General features: G+C 72.2%; 17 protein-coding genes, 1 pseudogene and 1 riboswitch. Of the genes and pseudogenes, 6 read left to right on the top strand and 12 right to left on the bottom strand.

The window, feature by feature from the left end; genetic code table 11:
• Positions 1 to 142 precede the first annotated feature (142 nt).
• The 5 genes from M6G08_RS16195 to M6G08_RS16175 all read left to right on the top strand — a co-directional run bounded on the left by M6G08_RS16195 (position 143) and on the right by M6G08_RS16175 (position 4,943).
• Positions 143 to 931: an ABC transporter ATP-binding protein gene (locus tag M6G08_RS16195; protein WP_272587862.1), complete on the top strand. Its 789-nt coding sequence runs from the start codon at positions 143 to 145 to the stop codon at positions 929 to 931.
• Positions 913 to 2,358 (top strand): hypothetical protein, encoded by a 1,446-nt coding sequence (locus M6G08_RS16190; RefSeq protein WP_272587861.1) that lies wholly within the window; start codon positions 913 to 915, stop codon positions 2,356 to 2,358. Before M6G08_RS16195 ends, M6G08_RS16190 begins: the two co-directional genes overlap by 19 nt.
• A gap of 117 nt (positions 2,359 to 2,475) precedes the next feature.
• On the top strand, positions 2,476 to 2,883 hold the full coding sequence (locus M6G08_RS16185; RefSeq protein ID WP_272587860.1) for a VOC family protein: 408 nt from the start codon (positions 2,476 to 2,478) through the stop codon (positions 2,881 to 2,883).
• Between the two features lie 26 nt (positions 2,884 to 2,909).
• The gene (locus M6G08_RS16180; protein WP_272587859.1) at positions 2,910 to 4,058 is read left to right on the top strand and encodes an LOG family protein; all 1,149 of its coding nucleotides are present in this window, start codon (positions 2,910 to 2,912) and stop codon (positions 4,056 to 4,058) included.
• A gap of 156 nt (positions 4,059 to 4,214) precedes the next feature.
• On the top strand, positions 4,215 to 4,943 hold the full coding sequence (locus M6G08_RS16175; RefSeq protein ID WP_272587858.1) for an LAETG motif-containing sortase-dependent surface protein: 729 nt from the start codon (positions 4,215 to 4,217) through the stop codon (positions 4,941 to 4,943).
• 88 nt (positions 4,944 to 5,031) lie between these two features.
• Here M6G08_RS16175 and M6G08_RS16170 read toward each other — a convergent pair whose 3' ends face one another.
• From M6G08_RS16170 to rpsB, 10 genes are all read right to left on the bottom strand, one after another.
• Positions 5,032 to 5,832 (bottom strand): maleylpyruvate isomerase family mycothiol-dependent enzyme, encoded by an 801-nt coding sequence (locus M6G08_RS16170; protein WP_272587857.1) that lies wholly within the window; start codon positions 5,830 to 5,832, stop codon positions 5,032 to 5,034.
• Positions 5,833 to 5,857: 25 nt separating this feature from the next.
• Positions 5,858 to 6,886, bottom strand: coding sequence for an ABC transporter ATP-binding protein (locus M6G08_RS16165; RefSeq protein ID WP_272591353.1), 1,029 nt, complete (start codon positions 6,884 to 6,886; stop codon positions 5,858 to 5,860).
• A 14-nt stretch (positions 6,887 to 6,900) separates the two neighbouring features.
• On the bottom strand, positions 6,901 to 8,580 hold the full coding sequence (locus tag M6G08_RS16160) for an ABC transporter permease (RefSeq protein WP_443048809.1): 1,680 nt from the start codon (positions 8,578 to 8,580) through the stop codon (positions 6,901 to 6,903).
• Entirely contained in the window at positions 8,556 to 9,641 is a 1,086-nt protein-coding gene (locus M6G08_RS16155; protein WP_272587855.1) for a thiamine ABC transporter substrate-binding protein, read from the bottom strand. Before M6G08_RS16155 ends, M6G08_RS16160 begins: the two co-directional genes overlap by 25 nt.
• 79 nt (positions 9,642 to 9,720) lie before the next feature.
• Positions 9,721 to 9,826: riboswitch (TPP riboswitch) on the bottom strand.
• A gap of 41 nt (positions 9,827 to 9,867) precedes the next feature.
• Positions 9,868 to 10,998, bottom strand: coding sequence for a dual-specificity RNA methyltransferase RlmN (rlmN, locus tag M6G08_RS16150; RefSeq protein ID WP_272587854.1), 1,131 nt, complete (start codon positions 10,996 to 10,998; stop codon positions 9,868 to 9,870).
• Between the two features lie 158 nt (positions 10,999 to 11,156).
• The gene (locus M6G08_RS16145; protein ID WP_272587852.1) at positions 11,157 to 12,287 is read right to left on the bottom strand and encodes a phosphatidate cytidylyltransferase; all 1,131 of its coding nucleotides are present in this window, start codon (positions 12,285 to 12,287) and stop codon (positions 11,157 to 11,159) included.
• Positions 12,287 to 12,844 carry a ribosome recycling factor gene (frr, locus tag M6G08_RS16140; RefSeq protein ID WP_272587851.1) on the bottom strand — a complete coding sequence of 186 codons (558 nt, stop codon included), beginning with the start codon at positions 12,842 to 12,844 and terminating at the stop codon, positions 12,287 to 12,289. Before frr ends, M6G08_RS16145 begins: the two co-directional genes overlap by 1 nt.
• 181 nt (positions 12,845 to 13,025) lie before the next feature.
• On the bottom strand, positions 13,026 to 13,784 hold the full coding sequence (gene pyrH / locus M6G08_RS16135; RefSeq protein ID WP_043379389.1) for a UMP kinase: 759 nt from the start codon (positions 13,782 to 13,784) through the stop codon (positions 13,026 to 13,028).
• Between the two features lie 205 nt (positions 13,785 to 13,989).
• On the bottom strand, positions 13,990 to 14,826 hold the full coding sequence (gene tsf / locus M6G08_RS16130) for a translation elongation factor Ts (protein ID WP_272587850.1): 837 nt from the start codon (positions 14,824 to 14,826) through the stop codon (positions 13,990 to 13,992).
• A gap of 97 nt (positions 14,827 to 14,923) precedes the next feature.
• Entirely contained in the window at positions 14,924 to 15,820 is an 897-nt protein-coding gene (rpsB, locus tag M6G08_RS16125; protein WP_073731571.1) for a 30S ribosomal protein S2, read from the bottom strand.
• 608 nt (positions 15,821 to 16,428) lie between these two features.
• Between rpsB and M6G08_RS16120 the strand changes: the two are divergent.
• Positions 16,429 to 16,904 (top strand): annotated as a pseudogene (locus M6G08_RS16120) (murein hydrolase activator EnvC family protein).
• Between the two features lie 37 nt (positions 16,905 to 16,941).
• Here the strand turns inward: M6G08_RS16120 and M6G08_RS16115 are convergent.
• Positions 16,942 to 17,499 (bottom strand): TetR/AcrR family transcriptional regulator, encoded by a 558-nt coding sequence (locus M6G08_RS16115; protein WP_272591352.1) that lies wholly within the window; start codon positions 17,497 to 17,499, stop codon positions 16,942 to 16,944.
• A 128-nt stretch (positions 17,500 to 17,627) separates the two neighbouring features.
• Positions 17,628 to 18,470: an RNA polymerase sigma factor WhiG gene (gene whiG / locus M6G08_RS16110; protein ID WP_055421734.1), complete on the bottom strand. Its 843-nt coding sequence runs from the start codon at positions 18,468 to 18,470 to the stop codon at positions 17,628 to 17,630.
• Between the last annotated feature and the right edge of the window lie 270 nt (positions 18,471 to 18,740).

Here is an 18,740-nt window from a genome sequence, read left to right as displayed (position 1 = left end):
AAACGGCGGCCCGGGGCCGCGTGCTGTCCGGCCTCCCCACGGCGCCTGCCTACGGTGCCCAGTGACCGATCGGCCCCGCCTTCGTTCGCCCGTACGGGGGAAGCGAACGGGGAAACACGGATCAGAACCGAGGTGTACGCCCATGGAGGCTCCGCCGGACAACGACGTGCTGTGGGCCCGCGCCCTGCACTTCACGCACCACGACGGCTCCCCCGCGCTGCAAGGCGTGTCGGTCGGCGTCCGCGAGGGCGAGATCCTCGCCGTCAGCGGCCCGCGCGGCAGCGGTAAGACCACGCTGCTGCGGTGCCTGTCCGGCATGGTCCGGCCGCAGGACGGCGAGGTCTGGTTCAACAGCCTGCCGGTGCACACCATGGGCCCGCTCAAGCGGGAGCGACTGCGCCGCGACCGCTTCGGCTGGATCGATCCCGCCCCGGTCCTCGTCCCGGAACTCAGCGCCTGGGAGAACGCCGCCCTGCCCCTCATGCTGCGCGGCACCGGCCGACGCCGGGCCAAGACCGCCGCCATGGAGTGGCTGGACCGCCTCGACGTCGGCGGCCGGACGGCCCGCAGGCGCCCGCACGAACTCCAGCAGGCCGAGCGGCAGCGCGTGTGCATCGCCCGCGCCCTCGCCGTCGCGCCCGCGGTGCTCTTCGCCGACGAGCCGACGGCGCCGCTGCACCGGGTCGACCGCGCGCACGTCCTGCGCACGCTCACCACCGCGGCCCGCTCGCACGGCATCACCGTCCTGCTCGCCACCGGCGACGCGCAGACCGCCGCCCTCGCCGACCGCACGGTGTCCCTGCTCGACGGACGGCGGGTGCGGACCGTGCACCTGCCGCCGGTCGCGGACACCGCGGTGGCCACCGGGCCCGGCGGGACCTCCGGCACCCCCGGAACGGAAGGCCGGGCGGCGTGCTCGCTCTCCGCCTGACCCGCGCCGCCCGCCTCGCCGTCCAACTGCGCCGTCTGCTGGTCGCGGTGGCGTCGGCGGGCACGGGCTTCCTGCTCCTGTGCGCCCTCGGCCACGCGCTCACCCACCCGGACTCGCCCGGCTCCTCCGCCCTCCGCCTGGCCTGGTGCGCGGCGCCGCTGGCCGCGACGGTGTACCTCGCCGTCGCCGTGGCCCGCACCGACCCCGGCACGCGGCCACGCGCGGGACTGTCGGCGATCGGCCTGGGCCCCGGCCGGCTGATGGCGGTCTCGGCGACGACCACGGCCCTGTCCGCGGCCCTCGGTTCGGTGGCGGCCCTGTTCGGCTTCCTGTACGTGCGCGGAGACCTGACGGGCACGCCGGTCGACGGCGCCGTGACCGAGGCGCTGGCGCTCGGCCAGCGCCTCCCCGCCCCGGCCGTGGTGACCCTGCTGACCCTGGTACCGGCCGCCGCGTCGGCCGCCGTCGCCCTCAACCTCCGCCCGCGCGACCCGAGGCCCGCCGCCGCCAGCGGCCCCCGCCGCTACGGCCGGTTCGGCGCGTACGGCTGGGGCGCGGCCCGCGAAACCTTCGGCACCTACGGCCGCTACGGCGCCCGCCTGGCGTCGGCGTCGGCGTCGGCGTCGGCGTCGGCCCAGCTTGCGGACAGTCGTGCCGCGGAGTCGCCGGTTCCCGCGGCCGCGGAGCCTGCGGGCAGTCGTGCCGCTGGGGCGGCACGGGCGGGCGCTGGGGGCACCCCCTCTGGGGGAGGCACCCTGCTCACGCAGGCCAGTGACGCCCACCCCCCAGCCGCGACGGACGGCCCCCTGCCGACGCCCGACGCCGCACCCGACCCCACCCCCCGACCCCACACCGCCACCCTCCCCTGGGGCATCGCCGTACTCACCGCCGGTCTCGCCGTCGAGACCTACGCCGGTGACACCGCCACCCCCGGCACCACCCCCTCCGCGGCAGTCCTCCTCGGCTGGTCCCTCACCGTCCTCGGCCTCGCCCTCGCCGGCCCCGGCCTCACCCACCTCTGCGGCCGCCTGCTGCAGGCGGTCCGCCCCGGCGCCCTGCGCCTCCTCGCCGGCCGCGTCCTCATGGAGGAGTCGCACCGCATCGGCCGCCCCCTCGGCGTCGTCTGCGCCGTGGCCTGCGCCGCCTACGCCGCCACTACCCTCTACGACACGGACGGCCCGGACTTCGGCCCGCTGAGCACCCTCGGCGCTCTCGTCGTGGCCGGCTGCACGGTGGCCACCCTCCTCACTGCCGCCGTCGAGGCCAAACACGCCCGCACCGACACGACCGGCGCCCTGCTCCGGCTGGGCGCTCCCCCGGCGACGCTGCGCGCCGCGGCGGCCCTACGCGCCGGTGCGCTGCTCGCCCTGTTCGCCCCGCTGACCGTGATCGTCGCCCAGTTGGCGTCCCTGCCGCTGGCCCGCTGAGGGGCGTGGGAAATTCCCTCGAAAAAATCTCCGATCCGGCGATGAGTTCCGCACTCCCCGCGCGTCTAACCTCTCGAACGGCACGACAGCAGCAGGACACCGACGGGAGAGGCCCCCATGTACCAGCAGATGATCTTCGTGAACCTGGCCACCAACAACCTCGACGCCTCGAGGAAGTTCTTCACCGGGCTCGGCTACGAGATCAACGCTCAGTTCAGCGACGACTCCACCGCGTCGATCCCGCTCAGCGACACCATCGTCGTGATGGTGCACACCCCGGAGAAGTACCGCCAGTTCACCAAGAAGGACATCGTGGACTCGACGAAGTCCAGCGAGGTGCTGATCGCGCTGAGCGCGGAGAGCCGCGAGAAGGTCGACGAGCTGGTCGACAAGGCGGTCGCGGCCGGCGGCTCCGTCTCCGGCGAGACCCAGGACCACGGCTTCATGTACGGCCGCGCCTTCGACGACATCGACGGCCACACCTTCGAGGTCGTCTGGATGGACCCGGCGGCGGTCCAGGGCTGAGCCAGGCGCACGCCTAGCATGGGCGGGTGGATTCGACGACACCCGCCCAGCCCGGTGCCCAGCACCGCCAGTCCCACCACGCCTCGCACGACCGGGAGATCGAGAGCCTCGCCGAGTTCGACGACGTCGTCTCGGCGCACGGCACACTCGCCCACTACCGCGTCCAGGCCGTCGACCTGACGGCCCGTACGGACGCCCTGATGTCCGCGGACCCCACGGGCGCCGTCTTCCTCGGCTGTCCGATGGCCCCCGAGGCGGCCGCCCGGGTCGCCGCCGCCGGCGCCCTGGTCTTCCCGCCCATACCGGGCCTGCCCTTCGAGCCCTACCGGGCGCACGTCTACACCCCGGACGCGCTGTACGCCTCCCTCGACGAGGGCTACGAGGCGACCCCGGACGCCCTCGCCTACGACTGGTTCCAGCAGACCAAGGCGGACGGCGACGTGTTCGCCTCCATGCTGCGCGCGATCCACGACGACGCCGTCTCCGACGCGATCGACGAACTCCTCGTCGGCGCGCGGGTGGTCGGCGTCATGGGCGGTCACGCCATGGCGCGCGGCACGAGCGCCTACGCGGGCGCCGCGCGTCTGGGCCGCGAACTGTCCCGCGCCGGCTTCACCGTGGCCACCGGCGGCGGTCCGGGGGCGATGGAGGCGGCCAACCTCGGCGCGTACGCGGCCCCGTTCGACGACGGGATGCTGGAGGAGGCCCTGCTGCTCCTCGCCAAGGTCGCCTCGTTCACGCCGTCGGTCACCGACTGGGCACGGTCCGCGTTCGAGGTGCGCGAGCGGTGGCCCGGAGGCGGTGCCTCGGTCGGCATCCCGACCTGGTTCTACGGCCACGAGCCGCCCAACGCCTTCGCGGCGCACATCGCCAAGTACTTCGCCAACGCGACCCGCGAGGACGGCCTGCTGGCCCGTTCCAACGCGGGCGTGGTCTTCCTGCCGGGCGCCGCCGGAACCGTGCAGGAGGTCTTCGACAACGCGACGCCGAACTACTACGAGTCGCGGGGCGAGCCCACGCCGATGGTGCTGGTGGACCGGCGGCACTGGACGGAGAAGCTGCCCGCGTGGCCGCTGCTCGCCTCGCTCGCCGGGGGGCGGACCATGGAGTCCCGGATCGCGCTGGTCGACCGGATCGAGGAGGCTCCCGAGGCGCTGAAACGTCTCGGCGGTTAATAAGAGAGCAAAGCCAACGTCCTTGACGGGCCTATGCGTTGACACTGCTTATGCCCCGCTTATAGACCAGTGAGGCTCATGGGTGTGCTGGTGCCGCGTCATCAGGCGTCAGCACCCCTCTCCACCCCCCGCATCTGCGCTCCCGTAAGGACAAACGTGGCAGTCCTGTCCATAATCAGAAGCACGGCATCGCGCCGTGGTGTCCGCGCCCTCGGTGTCGCCTCCGCCTCGGTGGCCCTGGCGATCGGCGCCGCCGGCAACGCTCTCGCCTGCGACATCAGCGAGTTCTCCGCCACCGCCGAGTGCGAGGGCGGCAAGGGCGTCATCACGGTCACCGACGTGGACCCCGCCGGCATCCCGGCCACCGTCAGCGTGTACCTGCAGAACAACGGCGCCGACGCGAAGAAGGTCGGGGAGCAGGTGGTCAAGGGCTCGCGCGAAGGCACCACCATCACCTTCACCGAGGACTGGAAGCCGAACGCCGAGTACCGCGTCCACGTCAAGGCCGACAAGTACGTCGACGAGGACATCAAGCCGAACCTCGTGACCCCGGCGACCGCCTGCGCGACGGAGGAGACGGAGTCGCCCTCCCCGACCCCGTCGGATAGCTCCCCCGTCCCGTCCGACACCCCGTCCGAGGAGACCAAGACGCCGGACCCGGCGCCCTCCACGTCGGCCCCGGCCCCGTCGGGCGGCGAGAGCACCGCTCCGGCGGCCGTGCCGAGCAACGCCCCGTCCCCGGCGGCCGGTGAGTCCAACCTCGCCGAGACCGGGGCCAACTCCAACACCGGCGTGATCGTCGGCATCGCGGCGGCCCTGGTCGTCATCGGTGGCGGCGCGGTCTTCCTCGGCATGCGCCGTCGCGGAGCCAACGGCAAGGACTGACGCCCTCCGGGTTCCACAGGGCCTACGCGACAGCGGTGGCCCGTCCCCCGGCCGGGGGCGGGCCACCCGTCGTGTCAGCTCCCCCGGATCATCCGAACGTCGCCTTCTCCAGCCAGAAGTCCAGCAGCTTCCGGTCACCGAGCACCTCGAGGCCCGGCGCGTCCGGGGGCAGCCGCCGGTAGAAGGCCAGCAGTACGTCCGTGAGCGGTCCGCGCAGCGCCACGTCCGCCTTCTCGTGGCCGCGCCGCCAGGTGACGCCCTCCTCAGCCGGCTCGATGACCCACTCGGCGTCCAGCTCCGCCGGCGCGTCGGTGGCGTGCAGGTGGATGCTCCGGCCCGGCGCCCGCAGCTCCCTCGCCGGCCCGTCGGGGAGGGCCCGCTGCACGAACCGCACGATCTCCAGCCACTCGTCGACGGCGTCGGCCGCCACCTCGGGCGCGACCGCCTCGAACGGCCGGCCCGCCGCGAACGCCGCGTCCGCACCGTGCACGACGAGTTCATGCGTCATCCGGCGCGCCCAGAAGCCCGAGGTGTCGATCCCGGCCCACGACCACGCGTGCGCGTCCGGACCCGCCTCCCGCAGCGCCGCGACGACCACCTGGCCGGACTCCGCCAGCCAGGCGTCGAGCGCGGCCACGTCGCCCCGCGTGCCGGGCCCCTCGGAGCCCGGCGCCCGGTCCAGCGGGACGTCCTCCTCGGCGCGGGTCTCCACGATCAGCCCGGTCCAGCGCAGGGCCCGGCCCACGTGGAGCACCAGGTCCTCCAGGGACCAGTCCGGGCAGGTCGGCACGGTGGCGGCGGGGTCGGCGCCGGAGGTGAGGACGTCCCTCAACCTGTCCACCTGAACGGCGATCTCGTCGCAGTAGCGGTCATGCGCAAGGAGTGTCATGGCCGTCACCCTACGAGCGGAAGGATCACCCGAGCACCACGATTTCCGCCACGTCGAACTCCACCCCGACCGCGTCCCCGACCTCCGGCGCCGCCCGCAGCGCGCACGCCGCCTCCAGGCGCGGGGCGTCCTCGGGCTGGAGGTGGACGGCGACGTGGGTGCCGCGGAAGGTGCGGGCGGTCACCGTGCAGCGCAGGCCCGCGTCGGCTGCCGTCAGGCGCACCCCGGCGGGGCGGACGAGCAGCGTACGGGCGCCCTGGGGGGCGTCCTCGGGAACCGGCACCTTGCCCCACGGGGTGTCGGCGGCCTGCCCGGTCACGGTCGCGGCGACCACGTTGTCGAAGCCGAGGAAGCGGGCCACGAAGGAGTCGGCGGGCCGCTGCCACACCTGGAGCGGCGTCCCCGACTGGGCGATCCGCCCGTCCCGCATCACCACGACCCGGTCGGCCAGCGCGAAGGCCTCGCCCTGGTCGTGCGTCACGGCGAGCACCGTGGTGCCCAGCCGGCCGAACAGCTCCCGCAGTTCCACCACGAGCCGCTCCCGCAGCGAGCGGTCCAGCTGGCCGAGAGGCTCGTCCAGCATGAGCAGCCGGGGCCGGGACGCGAGGGCGCGGGCCAGCGCCACCCGCTGCTGCTCACCGCCGGAGAGCGCGGCGACGGACCGCCGGGCGGCGTCGGGCAGGCCCACCAGCTCCAGCAACTCCGCCACCCGTGCCTGCTGTTCGGCGCGGGACGCACCCCGCATCCGCGGCCCGAAGGCGACGTTCCCGGCCACATCCCGCTGCGGGAACAGCTGGTGGTCCTGGAACATCAGCCCGAGCTCACGCTTGTGCGCGGGCACCCCGGACTGGTCCCGCCCGTCCAGCGTCACCCGTCCGGCGTCCAGCGGCTGGAGGCCGGCGACCGCCCGCAGCAGCGTCGACTTGCCGCTGCCGCTGGGACCGAGCACGCACACCACCTCGTGCTCGGCGACATCGAGGTCCACGGCGTCGAGCACGGCCCGCCCGCCGAAGCGGACGGTCGCACCCTCAAGGCCCAGCAGGCTCGGCGGCAGGCTCGTCGGCATGTCTAGAACTCCCCGGTCCGGTCGGTCCGCAGCCGCTCCAGCACCACCAGGGCCACGGCGCACACCAGCATCAGAATCGTCGAAAGGGCCATCGCCTGTCCGTAGTTCATGTCCCCGGGCCGCCCCAGCAGCCGCGCCACGGCCACCGGCAGCGTCGGGTTGTCGGGCCGCGCGATGAACACGGTCGCCCCGAACTCCCCGAGCGACACCGCGAACGCGAACCCGGCGGCCACCAGCAGCGCCCGCCGCACCATCGGCAGGTCCACCTCGCGCCACACCCGCCACGGCGACGCCCCGAGCACCGACGCCGCCTCCCGCAGCCGTACGTCCACCGCCCGCAGCACCGGCAGCATGGTCCGTACGACGAAGGGGACGCCGACCAGCGCCTGCGCGAGCGGCACCAGGATCCAGGAGGCGCGCAGGTCCAGCGGGGGCTCGTCCAGCGCGATCAGGAAGCCGAAGCCGACGGTCACGGCGGACACCCCGAGCGGCAGCATCAGCAGGGCGTCGAAGCCGCGCACGAAGCGGCCCGCGTCGCGGCGGGTGAGCGCGGCGGCGGCCAGAGCGCCGATCACCACGGCGATGGCGGTGGCGGCGACGGCGTACTGGAGGGAGTTGCCGATCGCCTCGATCGGCGGGACCAGGAAGGTCCCGCCGTCCTCGCGGGTCAATGCCCGGTAGTAGCCGAAACCGGGTGCGTCCAGCGAGCGCCGCACCAGTACGGCCAGTGGCAGCAGTATCAGTGCGGCGACGGTGACCAGGACCGCCGCCAGCAGCGCCCACTGCCCGGTGCCGCGCGGGCGGCGCGCGGTCGTGGCCGCGTCCACCAGCCGCAGGGCCGCCTCCCGCCGCCGTACCGTCCAGGCGTGCACGGCGAGGACGGCGGCGACGGCCACGAACTGGACCAGCGTCAGTACGGCGGCCGTGGACAGGTCGAAGACCTGGGAGGTCTGCCGGTAGATCTCCACCTCCAAGGTGGAGAACGCGGGCCCTCCGAGGATCTGGACGACACCGAAGGAGGTGAAGGTGAACAGGAACACCATCAGCGCGGCGGCGGCCACGGCGGGTGCGAGCGCGGGCAGCGTCACCTGCCGCCAGGCCGTCAGCCGCGAGGCGCCGAGCATCCGCGCGGCCTCCTCCTGACGCGGGTCGAGCTGCGACCAGAGGCCGCCGACGGTGCGGACGACGACGGCGTAGTTGAAGAAGACGTGCGCGAGCAGGATCGCCCACACGGTGGTGTCCAGCCGCAGGCCCCACAACTCGTCGAGGAGCCCGCCGCGGCCGACCAGCGCCAGGAACGCCGTGCCGACGACGACCGTCGGCAGCACGAACGGCACGGTCACCACGGCCCGCAGCACCTGCTTGCCGGGGAAGTCGAGTCGGGCGAACGCGTAGGCGCCGGGCAGGGCGATCAGCAGGGTGAGCGCGGTGGAGGCCAGCGCCTGCCAGGTGGTGAACCACAGCACCTGCCGGACGTCGGACTGCGCCAGCACTTCCCCGATCCGCCCGAACTGCCAGGCCCCGTCGACCTTGAGCCCGCGCGCGACGATCGCGGCGACGGGGTAGGCGAAGAACGCCGCGAAGAACGCGACGGGCACGGCCATCAGACCGAGCCGAGCCGCGCTCCCGCGCGCGCTCCTCACCCGTTCCACCCGCTTCACCTCACCACGAGCGAGGTCCACGACTTGACCCACTGGTCACGCTTGTCGGCGATCTTCGCCGGCTCCATGGTCCGCGGGTCCTCGGCCGGCGGACCGAACTTCCGGAAGGACTCGGGGATCGCGGCGTCCTCGCGCACCGGGTACACGAACATGTTGAGCGGCAGGTCCTCCTGGAACTGCTTGGTCAGCATGAAGTCGAGGAGCGCCTTGCCGCCCTCCGGGTTCCCGGCGTTGCTCAGCAGACCGGCGTACTCGATCTGGCGGAAGCAGGTGCCCTGGGCGACGCCCGTCGGCGCGGTGTCCGGCTGCGGGTCGGCGTAGATCACCTCGGCGGGCGGGGAGGAGGCGTAGGAGACGACGAGGGGCCGGTCGCCCTTGGCCTTCTTGCCGCCGGACGAGCCGGAGAACTCCTCGTTGTAGGCCTGCTCCCAGCTGTCGACGACCTTGACGCCGTTCGCCTTCAGCTTCTTCCAGTAGTCCTGCCAGCCCTCGTCGCCGTACTCGGCCGCGGTGCCGAGCAGGAAGCCCAGGCCGGGCGAGGAGCCGGCCGCGTCCTCGGTGACGAGCAGGTCCTTGTACTCGGGCTCGACCAGGTCGTCGAAGGAGTCCGGCGGGGTCAGCCCGTGCTCGCTGAAGTAGGCCTTGTCGTAGTTGACGCAGATGTCGCCGGTGTCGACGGGCGTGACCTTGTGGTCGGTGTCGGTCCGGTACGCGGCGTCGACCTGGTCGAGCCCCTTCGCCTCGTACGGCTGGAACAGCCCGTTGTCGAGGGCGCGGGACAGCAGTGTGTTGTCGACGCCGAAGAAGACGTCGCCCTGCGGGTTGTCCTTGGTGAGGATGGCCTTGTTGACGGCCTGCCCGGCGTCGCCGTCCTCCAGGACCTCGACCTGGTAGCCGGAGCTCTTCTCGAAGGCGGCGACGACGTCCTCCGAGACGGCCCACGAATTGTGGCTGACGAGGGTCACGGTCCTGGAGTCGCCGGAACCCCCGCCGTCCCCGTCGGACGACGATCCGCACGCGGCGAGGCCGCCGGCCATGCCCAGCCCGACGGCGAGGGCGGTGACCTTCTTGGTGATGCTCACTGAATTCCTCCTGGGTGACCAGGAGAAGACGCGGCCCTGCCCGGAGCCCCTGGCGAGGGTCCCGGGCAGGGCGCAACAGCTCGAGTGGTGACCGATCTCCCTACCCAGAATGACCTGGGCCAGGTTCGGAGGGTCTGCGGCCGGTGCCGCACTCTCAGCGCTGTGGCGCTCCCCTGTCGGAATATGAAGATGTGATTTCTGTCAGGTCGTACTTCCGCCGGTCAGGTTACCTCTCGCTCGCGGCGAGCTGCCCGCACGCCCCGTCGATCTCCTGGCCACGGGTGTCCCGGATGGTCACCGGCACACCGTGTGCCGCGATCGCCTCCACGAACGCCTTCTCGTCCTCGGGCCGCGAGGCGGTCCACTTGGAGCCGGGCGTCGGGTTGAGCGGGATGAGGTTGACGTGCACGGGCCTGCCCTTGAGCAGCCGTCCGAGGCGGTCACCGCGCCAGGCCTGGTCGTTGATGTCGCGGATCAGGGCGTACTCGATGGACAGCCGGCGTCCCGACGTCGCCGCGTACTCGAACCCGGCGTCCAGCACCTCGCGCACCTTCCACCGCGTGTTCACGGGGACGAGGGTGTCGCGCAGCTCGTCGTCGGGGGCGTGCAGGGAAATGGCGAGGCGGCACTTGAAGCCCTCGCCGGTGAAGCGGTGGATCGCCGGGACGAGACCGACCGTGGAGACGGTGATGCCGCGCTGGGACAGGCCGAGTCCGTCGGGCTCGGGGTCGGTGAGCCGGCGGATGGCGCCGACGACCCGGTTGTAGTTGGCGAGGGGCTCGCCCATGCCCATGAACACGATGTTGCTGAGCCGGGCCGGCCCGCCGGGGACCTCCCCGTCCCTGAGCGCCCGCATGCCGTCCACGATCTGGTGCACGATCTCGGCCGTCGACAGGTTGCGGTCCAGGCCGGCCTGGCCGGTGGCGCAGAACGGGCAGTTCATGCCGCAGCCCGCCTGGGAGCTGATGCACATGGTCACCCGGTCCGGGTAGCGCATGAGCACGGACTCGACGAGCGTCCCGTCGAACAGCTTCCACAGCGTCTTGCGGGTGGTGCCCTGGTCGGTCGACAGGTGCCGCACGACCGACATCAGCTCGGGCAGCAGCGCCTCCCGCAGCCCCTCGCGGGAACCGGCCGGGATGTCGGTCCACTGCTCGGGGTCGTGCGCGTACCGCGCGAAGTAGTGCTGCGAGAGCTGCTTGGCGCGGAACGGCTTCTCGCCGATGGCGGCGACGGCCTCCTTGCGCTCGGCGGGCGTGAGGTCGGCGAGGTGCCGCGGCGGCCGCTTCGCTCCGCGGGGTGCGGCGAAGGTCAGCTCACCGGGGGCTGGACGGGCCACGGTCGGACAACTCCTCATGACGGCGGGCCTTGGCAACAACCCCCGCGGTCGGCGGGGAGAACGGCAGAGCCATGCCGAAGCCAGGAGACCTCACTGGATCATCCCCGCGTCGGCGGGGATACACGGAAGGGCCCGCGGCCACACGCCGCAGGCCCTTCCAGGCTACCCGATGACCGTCAACCCGAGCCGACGAAGATCACCAGCAGCAGCCACACCACCGGCGCCGTCGGCAGCAGCGAGTCCAGGCGGTCCATGATGCCGCCGTGCCCCGGCAGCAGCGTGCCCATGTCCTTGATGCCGAGGTCCCGCTTGATCATGGACTCGCCGAGGTCGCCGAGGGTGGCGCTGACGGCGACCGCGAGTCCGAGGAGCAGGCCCTGCCACCACGTGCCGCCGTCGATGGCGAACTGCATGCACAGCGCGCCCGCCGCCATCGCGAAGGCGACCGCGCCGAGCAGGCCCTCGCGGGTCTTGCCGGGGCTGATGCGCGGGGCGAGCTTGGTCCTGCCGAAGCGCCAGCCGACCGCGTACGCGCCGGTGTCGCTGACCACGGTGAGGACCAGGAAGGTCAGGACGCGCCAGGCGCCGTCGTCCGCCATCAGCATCATCGCGACGAACGTGGCGAGGAACGGCACGTAGAACGCGGCGAACAGGCCCGCGGTGACGTCCTTGAGATAGCCCTCCGGCGGTTCGGTCATCCGCCAGACCAGCACCGCGAGCGCCGTGAGCGCCATGGCCACCCACGCGCCCTCGGAGCCCCGTACGTACCCGGCGACGACCATCGCCGCGCCGCCGACGGCGAGCGGCACGAGGGGCGCCTTGATGCCCTTGCGCTCGTCGAGCCGCTTGGTCAGCTCCCACAGGCCCACCACGACGGCGACCGCGATCACGCCGACGAAGACGGCCTTGACGACGAACAGCGACGCGATGATGACCACGCCGAGTCCGACGCCGACCCCTATCGCGGCACCCAGGTCGCGCCCCGCGCTCTTCTTCTGCGGCTGCGGCTGGGGCTGCGCCGGCTGCGGGGCGTCGGGCATGGGCTCCGGATTCCGCGGCGCCGCCGCATACGGCTGCGCCGACTGGTGCTCGTCGAACAGGGGACCGCTCAGCCGAGCGGTCCCCTGGTCGTGGTCCTGGTCACCGCCGTGTTCGGGTACGTCGGGCACGATGGGCATGGGGCGAGTCTGCTGCGCGTAGTGCGCATCGTACGCGGGACCCGCCGGGGCAGCGCCCTGGACAGGTCCCCGGTCGGACGGCCCCCAGTACCCGGCTTGTGGCGGCGCTCCCCAGGAAGAGTCGTTCATCAGACCTCGAGCAGCTCCGCTTCCTTGTGCTTCAGGAGCTCGTCCACCTGGGCGACGTACTTGGCGGTGGTGTCGTCGAGCTCCTTCTCCGCACGGCGGCCCTCGTCCTCGCCCACCTCGCCGTCCTTGACCATCTTGTCGATGGCGTCCTTGGCCTTGCGGCGCACGGAGCGGATCGAGACCTTGGCGTCCTCGCCCTTGGCCTTGGCGACCTTGATGTAGTCGCGGCGGCGCTCCTCGGTGAGCTCGGGGAACGTCACCCGGATGATGTTGCCGTCGTTGCTGGGGTTGACACCCAGGTCGGAGTCGCGGATCGCCTGTTCGATGTTGCGCAGGGCGCTCTTGTCGAAGGGGGTCACCACGGCCATGCGCGGCTCGGGCACGGAGAACGAGGCCAGCTGGTTGATCGGCGTCAGCGCGCCGTAGTAGTCGGCCACGATCTTGTTGAACATCGCCGGGTGCGCACGGCCGGTGCGGATCGCGGCGAAGTCCTCCTTGGCGACCACGACGGCCTTCTCCATCTTCTCCTCGGCCTCGAGGAGGGTCTCTTCGATCACCACTTGCTCCTGCGTGTCTTGAGTAGGCCCGGCTGCGGTCCCCTGTCGGAGCTGCGGCCGGCTGCGTCGCGTTCTTCCTGCACGGTTCCGGACCGGCGGGACATTGTCCATCCCCCGGCCCGGTCCCGTCCCGTCCGTCCCCCGGACAGGTGGTGTCCACGGACGGGGGGTGCTTCTCCGGTCAGTCCCGGCTGTCCTGGTCACCCACAAGCGTGCCGATCTTCTCACCCTTGACGGCGCGGGCGATATTGCCCTCCTTCAGCAGCTCGAAGACCACGATCGGGAGGCTGTTGTCGCGGCAGAGCGTGACGGCCGTCGCGTCGGCGACCTTCAGGTCGCGGGTGATGACCTCGCCGTAGCCGAGCGCGTCGAACTTCACGGCGTCCGGGTTGGTCTTCGGGTCGGAGTCGTAGACCCCGTCCACGCCGTTCTTGCCCATGAGCAGCGCCTCGGCGTCGATCTCGAGGGCGCGCTGGGCAGCGGTGGTGTCGGTGGAGAAGTAGGGCATGCCCATACCGGCGCCGAAGATGACCACGCGGCCCTTCTCCAGGTGGCGCACGGCGCGCAGCGGGATGTACGGCTCGGCGACCTGGCCCATGGTGATGGCGGTCTGCACGCGGCAGTCGACGCCTTCCTTCTCCAGGAAGTCCTGGAGGGCCAGGCAGTTCATCACGGTGCCGAGCATGCCCATGTAGTCGGAGCGGGCCCGGTCCATGCCGCGCACCTGCAGTTCGGCGCCGCGGAAGAAGTTGCCGCCGCCGATGACGACCGCGATCTGGGCGCCGTCGCGTACGACGGCCGCGATCTCGCGGGCGATGGCGTGCACCACGTCGGGGTCGACGCCCAGGCCCCCGCCGCCGGAGAAGGCCTCTCCGGACAGCTTCAGCATGAAGCGGCCGCGTACTTTGCCGTCGTCGCTCTTCTCGGCATTGGTGGTCATGGAGCTCTCGCCTCTTTTACGTGGTCACACACACGAAGAAGGCCACTGCCGGTGGGGGCGTGTTTCGCATCCCGTACGCGGCAATGGCCTCCTCGTCAGATCTGCTGTCGTCCGCCGCCGCGCGCGCGTGCGCCACGGCAAGCGCGTACGGCGCCGACGACTTGCGTCGACCCTACCGGGGTCGCGCGTCCGTCGCGGTACGGACTCAGATGCCGACCTTGATGCGCGAGAAGCGCTTCAGGGTGACACCGGCCTCTTCCAGCACCTTCTGGACGGACTTCTTGTTGTCCAGGGCGTAGGGCTGGCCGAGCAGGGTGGCGTCCTTGAAGAAGCCGTTGAGGCGACCCTCGACGATCTTCGGCAGGGCGGCCTCGGGCTTGCCCTCGGCGCGGGTGGTCTCCTCGGCGACGCGGCGCTCGGACTCGACGACCTCGGCCGGGACGTCCTCCTTGGAGAGGTACTTCGGCGCGAAGGCGGCGATGTGCTGGGCGACGCCCTTGGCGATCTCGGCGTTCGGCTTGTCCAGCTCGACGAGGACACCGATCTGCGGGGGCAGGTCGGGCATCGTGCGGTGCATGTACGCGGTCACGAAGCCGCCGGAGAACTGCGCGAAGCGGTCCAGGACGATCTTCTCGCCGAGGTTGGCGTTGGCCTCGTCCACGAACGCCTGGACGGTCTTGCCGGGCTCGATCTCGGAGGCGAGGAGCGCCTCGATGTCGGCCGGGGCGGCCTTGGCGACGTGCTCGGCGATGGCCGTGGCGACGTTCTGGAACTTCTCGCCCTTGGCGACGAAGTCCGTCTCGCACTTCAGCTCGACGATGACACCCGAGGTGTTGTCGTCGGCGATGATCGAGACGACCGCGCCGTTCTCGGCGGAGCGGCCCTCGCGCTTGGCGACGCCCTTCTGGCCCTTGATGCGGAGCGCCTCGACGGCCTTCTCGACGTTGCCCTCGGCCTCGTCCAGCGCCTTCTTGCAGTCCATCATGCCGGCGCCGGTGAGCTCGCGGAGCTTCTTGACGTCGGCGGCGGTGTAGTTCGCCATGATTCCGGAATCTCTCTCGAAGTCTGAAGATCTACGGGCGCCGGACGGCGGGGGCTTCATGGGCCCCCGCCGTCCAGAACCCGAAGGTGGTGAGGGGTCAGGCCTGCTCGGCGTCCGCGGCAGGAGCCTCGGCGGCGGGCGCCTCGGCGGCCGGGGCGGCCTCGGCGGCCGGAGCCTCGGCGGGCTTCTCGGCCTCGGCGGCGGGCGCCTCCTCGGCCTTCTTCTCGCCCTCGAGCAGGTCGCGCTCCCACTCGGCGAGCGGCTCGCCCGCGGCCTTGTCGCCCTCGGCGGCCTTGCCGGCACCGGAGCGGGCGATGAGGCCCTCGGCGACGGCGTCGGCGATCACGCGGGTGAGCAGGGTGACGGAGCGGATCGCGTCGTCGTTGCCCGGGATCTTGTAGTCGACCTCGTCGGGGTCGCAGTTGGTGTCGAGGATGGCGACGACCGGGATGTTGAGCTTCCGGGCCTCGCCGACCGCGATGTGCTCCTTCTTGGTGTCCACGATCCAGACGGCGCTGGGCACCTTGGACATCTCGCGGATACCGCCGAGGGTCTTCTCCAGCTTGGCCTTCTCGCGGGAGAGGACCAGCAGCTCCTTCTTGGTGAGGCCGGAGGCGGCCACGTCCTCGAAGTCGATCTGCTCGAGCTCCTTCAGGCGCTGCAGGCGCTTGTAGACGGTCGAGAAGTTGGTGAGCATGCCGCCCAGCCAGCGCTGGTTGACGTAGGGCATGCCGACGCGGGTGGCCTGCTCGGCGATGGCCTCCTGCGCCTGCTTCTTCGTGCCGACGAACATGACCGTGCCGCCGTGGGCGACGGTCTCCTTGACGAACTCGTAGGCGCGGTCGATGTACGACAGCGACTGGAGCAGGTCGATGATGTAGATGCCGTTGCGCTCCGTGAAGATGAAGCGCTTCATCTTCGGGTTCCAACGACGGGTCTGGTGACCGAAGTGGACGCCGCTTTCCAGCAGCTCCCGCATCGTGACGACGGCCATGGCCGTATCTCCTTGGTGTTCTCGGTTGTGCCGCGCGAGCCGGACGGCTCCCGCGCCTGACGCCCGCGACGCGCCTGCCACAAGGGACCGAGGGGCGCTGACACGAGCCTTGACCGGCCTCGTGTCGGGGCGTGCGAAGTCGACCCGGTGACCCGGATCGCCATCAGAAGTGTACGGGACCCGCGGGGCACCGGGTGACGCGGCTGTCCACAACCGGGGAGCGGTCCACAGGGCGGACCGGCGACCGGCCGGAGTGCGGGACGGTTTCGGGCATGCGAACGAGGCGATGGGCGAGTGCGGGTGTGTGGGCGGCGCTGCTGCTGACGGTGGTAGCGGGACCGGCCGGGAGCACGATGGCGGAACCGGCCGGGAGTGCCGCGGTGGGACCGGCCGGGAGTGCCGTGGCGGAACCGGCCGCGAGTGCCGTGGCGGAACCGGCCGGGGCGACCGTGGCGGGCGCGAGCGAGGGCCAGCCCGCGGACGCCGGGGCCTCGGGTCCGGGGCTGCGTGGTCCGGAGACACCGGAACCCGAGGCGCCGGGGCAGGAGGCGCGGGGACCGGAGGCGCCAGGAACGGGCGGTCCGGGCCCCGGAGCGCGGGACGCGGGGGTGCCGGCCGTGCGCGCGGCTGGCCGGTCGGTGACCGGCCGGCGGTGCTGCGGGGCTGGGAGCCTCCGGTGACCCCGTACGGCCGGGGGCACCGCGGCGTGGACCTCGCCGCGCCGGCCGGGGCACCGGTTCGGGCGGTGGCGGGCGGGACGGTGTCGTTCGCGGGGCGGGTGGCGGGGCGGGGCGTCGTCTCGGTCGAGCTGACGGGGACGGGGGAACCACCGCTGCGGACGACGTACGAACCGGTGGCGGTCTCGGTCTCGGTGGAGAAGGGGGACGATGTCGCGGCCGGGGAGGTGCTCGGCACGGTGGAGCCCACGGGCTCGCACTGCACGGGCTGCCTGCACTGGGGCCTGCTGCGCGGCGACGTCTACCTGGACCCGCTCTCCCTGCTCCCGCCCTGGCTGCTGGACGGAGGGCCCCCGGTCCTGCTGCCGGTCCTCGGGGTACCGGAGCCCGCCCGGCCACGGGCGTAGGGGGCGGGCTTCGGGCCTCGTCCTCCGGACGGGGCCGTCAGCCCCGCACGCCGCGCAGTGCCATGGAGACCGCCGCCTCGGTGATCGCCGTCGGATCCTCCGCCGCGCCCAGCTCGATCCGGCGTACGGCCGCGTCCACGACGCCCTGGAGCAGCATCGCGGCCAGCCGGGGCTGGGCGTGCCCCATCTGCCCCAGCGCCTCGACGATCATCGCGATCAGCCCGCCGTGTGCCGCGCGGATCTTCTCCCGCGCGCCGGCGTCCAGCTCGCTCGCGGAGATCGCCACGACGGCCCGGTGCCGCCGGTCCCCGACGAGGCCGAGCTGCTTGCGGACGTACGCCTCGACCTTGCCCTCGGGGCTCGTCTCGCGCTCCATCGCCGCCTCGACCTCCGCGGCCCAGACCGGGAAGTCGACGGCACACAGCTCCTCGACGACAGCGGCCCGCGACCGGAAGTACTCGTAGACGGACGACCGGGCGAGGCCCGTGCGCTCGGCGAGGGCGGGGAAGGTCAGCGCCTCCGTCCCGCCGTCGGACAGCAGGGAGCGGGCCGCGTCCAGCAGGGCGGCACGCTGCATCGACCGGTGCTCGGCCACGGAGGCCGCTCGAATCCTTGGCACCCCACCACTTTACGGACGCGGGCCCGCCTGCGGGAGTCGCTCACCCGCCCGCACGACCGCCGACCGGGTCACGGGGAGCGCCGGCCACCGGGCGCGAGCGCGGCTCAGCGGCCGAATCCGGCGAGCTTCGCCCGCAGTTGCAGCACCGACTTGGTGTGGATCTGGCTGACCCGGCTCTCCGTCACACCCAGCACGTTCCCGATCTCGGCGAGCGTGAGCCCCTCGTAGTAGTACAGCGTGACGACGGTCTTCTCCCGCTCGGGCAGCGTGTTGATCGCGCGCGCCAGGAACCGCCGCAGCTCCCGGTCCTCGGCGACCTCCACCGGATTGTCGGCGGCGGTGTCCTCCAGCGTGTCCATGAGGCTCAGCCGGTCCCCGCCCTCGCCCCCGGCGTGCAGCAACTCCTCCAGCGCCACCACGTTGGCCAGCGACAACTGGCTGAACACGGCATGGAGGTCCTCCACCGCGATGCCCATCTCGACGGCCACCTCGCTCTCCGACGGGGTGCGGCGCAGCCGGGCCTCCAGCGTCGCGTAGGCACGCTCGACGTTGCGGGCCTTCTGCCGCACCGACCGCGGGATCCAGTCCAGGGCCCGCAGCTCGTCGATCATCGCGCCCCGGATGCGGGTGATCGCGTACGTCTCGAACTTGATCTCGCGGTCCACGTCGAACTTCTCGATCGCGTCGATCAGTCCGAACACGCCGGAGGAGACGAAGTCCGCCTGCTCGACGTTGGGCGGCAGCCCCACGCTCACCCGGCCCGCCACGTACTTCACGAGGGGCGAGTAGTGCAGGATCAGCTGTTCCCGCAGCCGCTCGTCCCCCGTCGCCTTGTACGACCGCCACAGCTCGTCGAGCGTCGAGGGGGCGGGCGGTCGCACGCTGCCACCGTCGCGGGCGGCTGGGGGGATCGCCGCCCGGTCGGACCCGGAGGTGTGCTGGGGCATTCGTCGCCTTGTGCCGTTCTGCCGTGATCTGGTGTGCCTGGTGAGGCTGCCGGTCTGCTGTCTGGTTGTCGCCTGTTGTCCGTGTTCTGCGTGGGGGTCCTCGTGAGCGTAGCGTGACTGGGCTGTCGCGGTGCGCGAAGAGCGGAGGGAGGGCGGTGCGCAGATACGTTCCGCTGAACGCTCTACAGGGGGGACGATGATCGCTCTGCGTGATCACTCGAATACCTCAACTGCCTGGATTCCCAAGGGCGTCGGGGTTCCCCCGGACGG

This window comes from Streptomyces sp. M92, assembly GCF_028473745.1.
Classification (GTDB): domain Bacteria; phylum Actinomycetota; class Actinomycetes; order Streptomycetales; family Streptomycetaceae; genus Streptomyces.
This window is presented reverse-complemented; position numbering and strand designations above follow the sequence as displayed.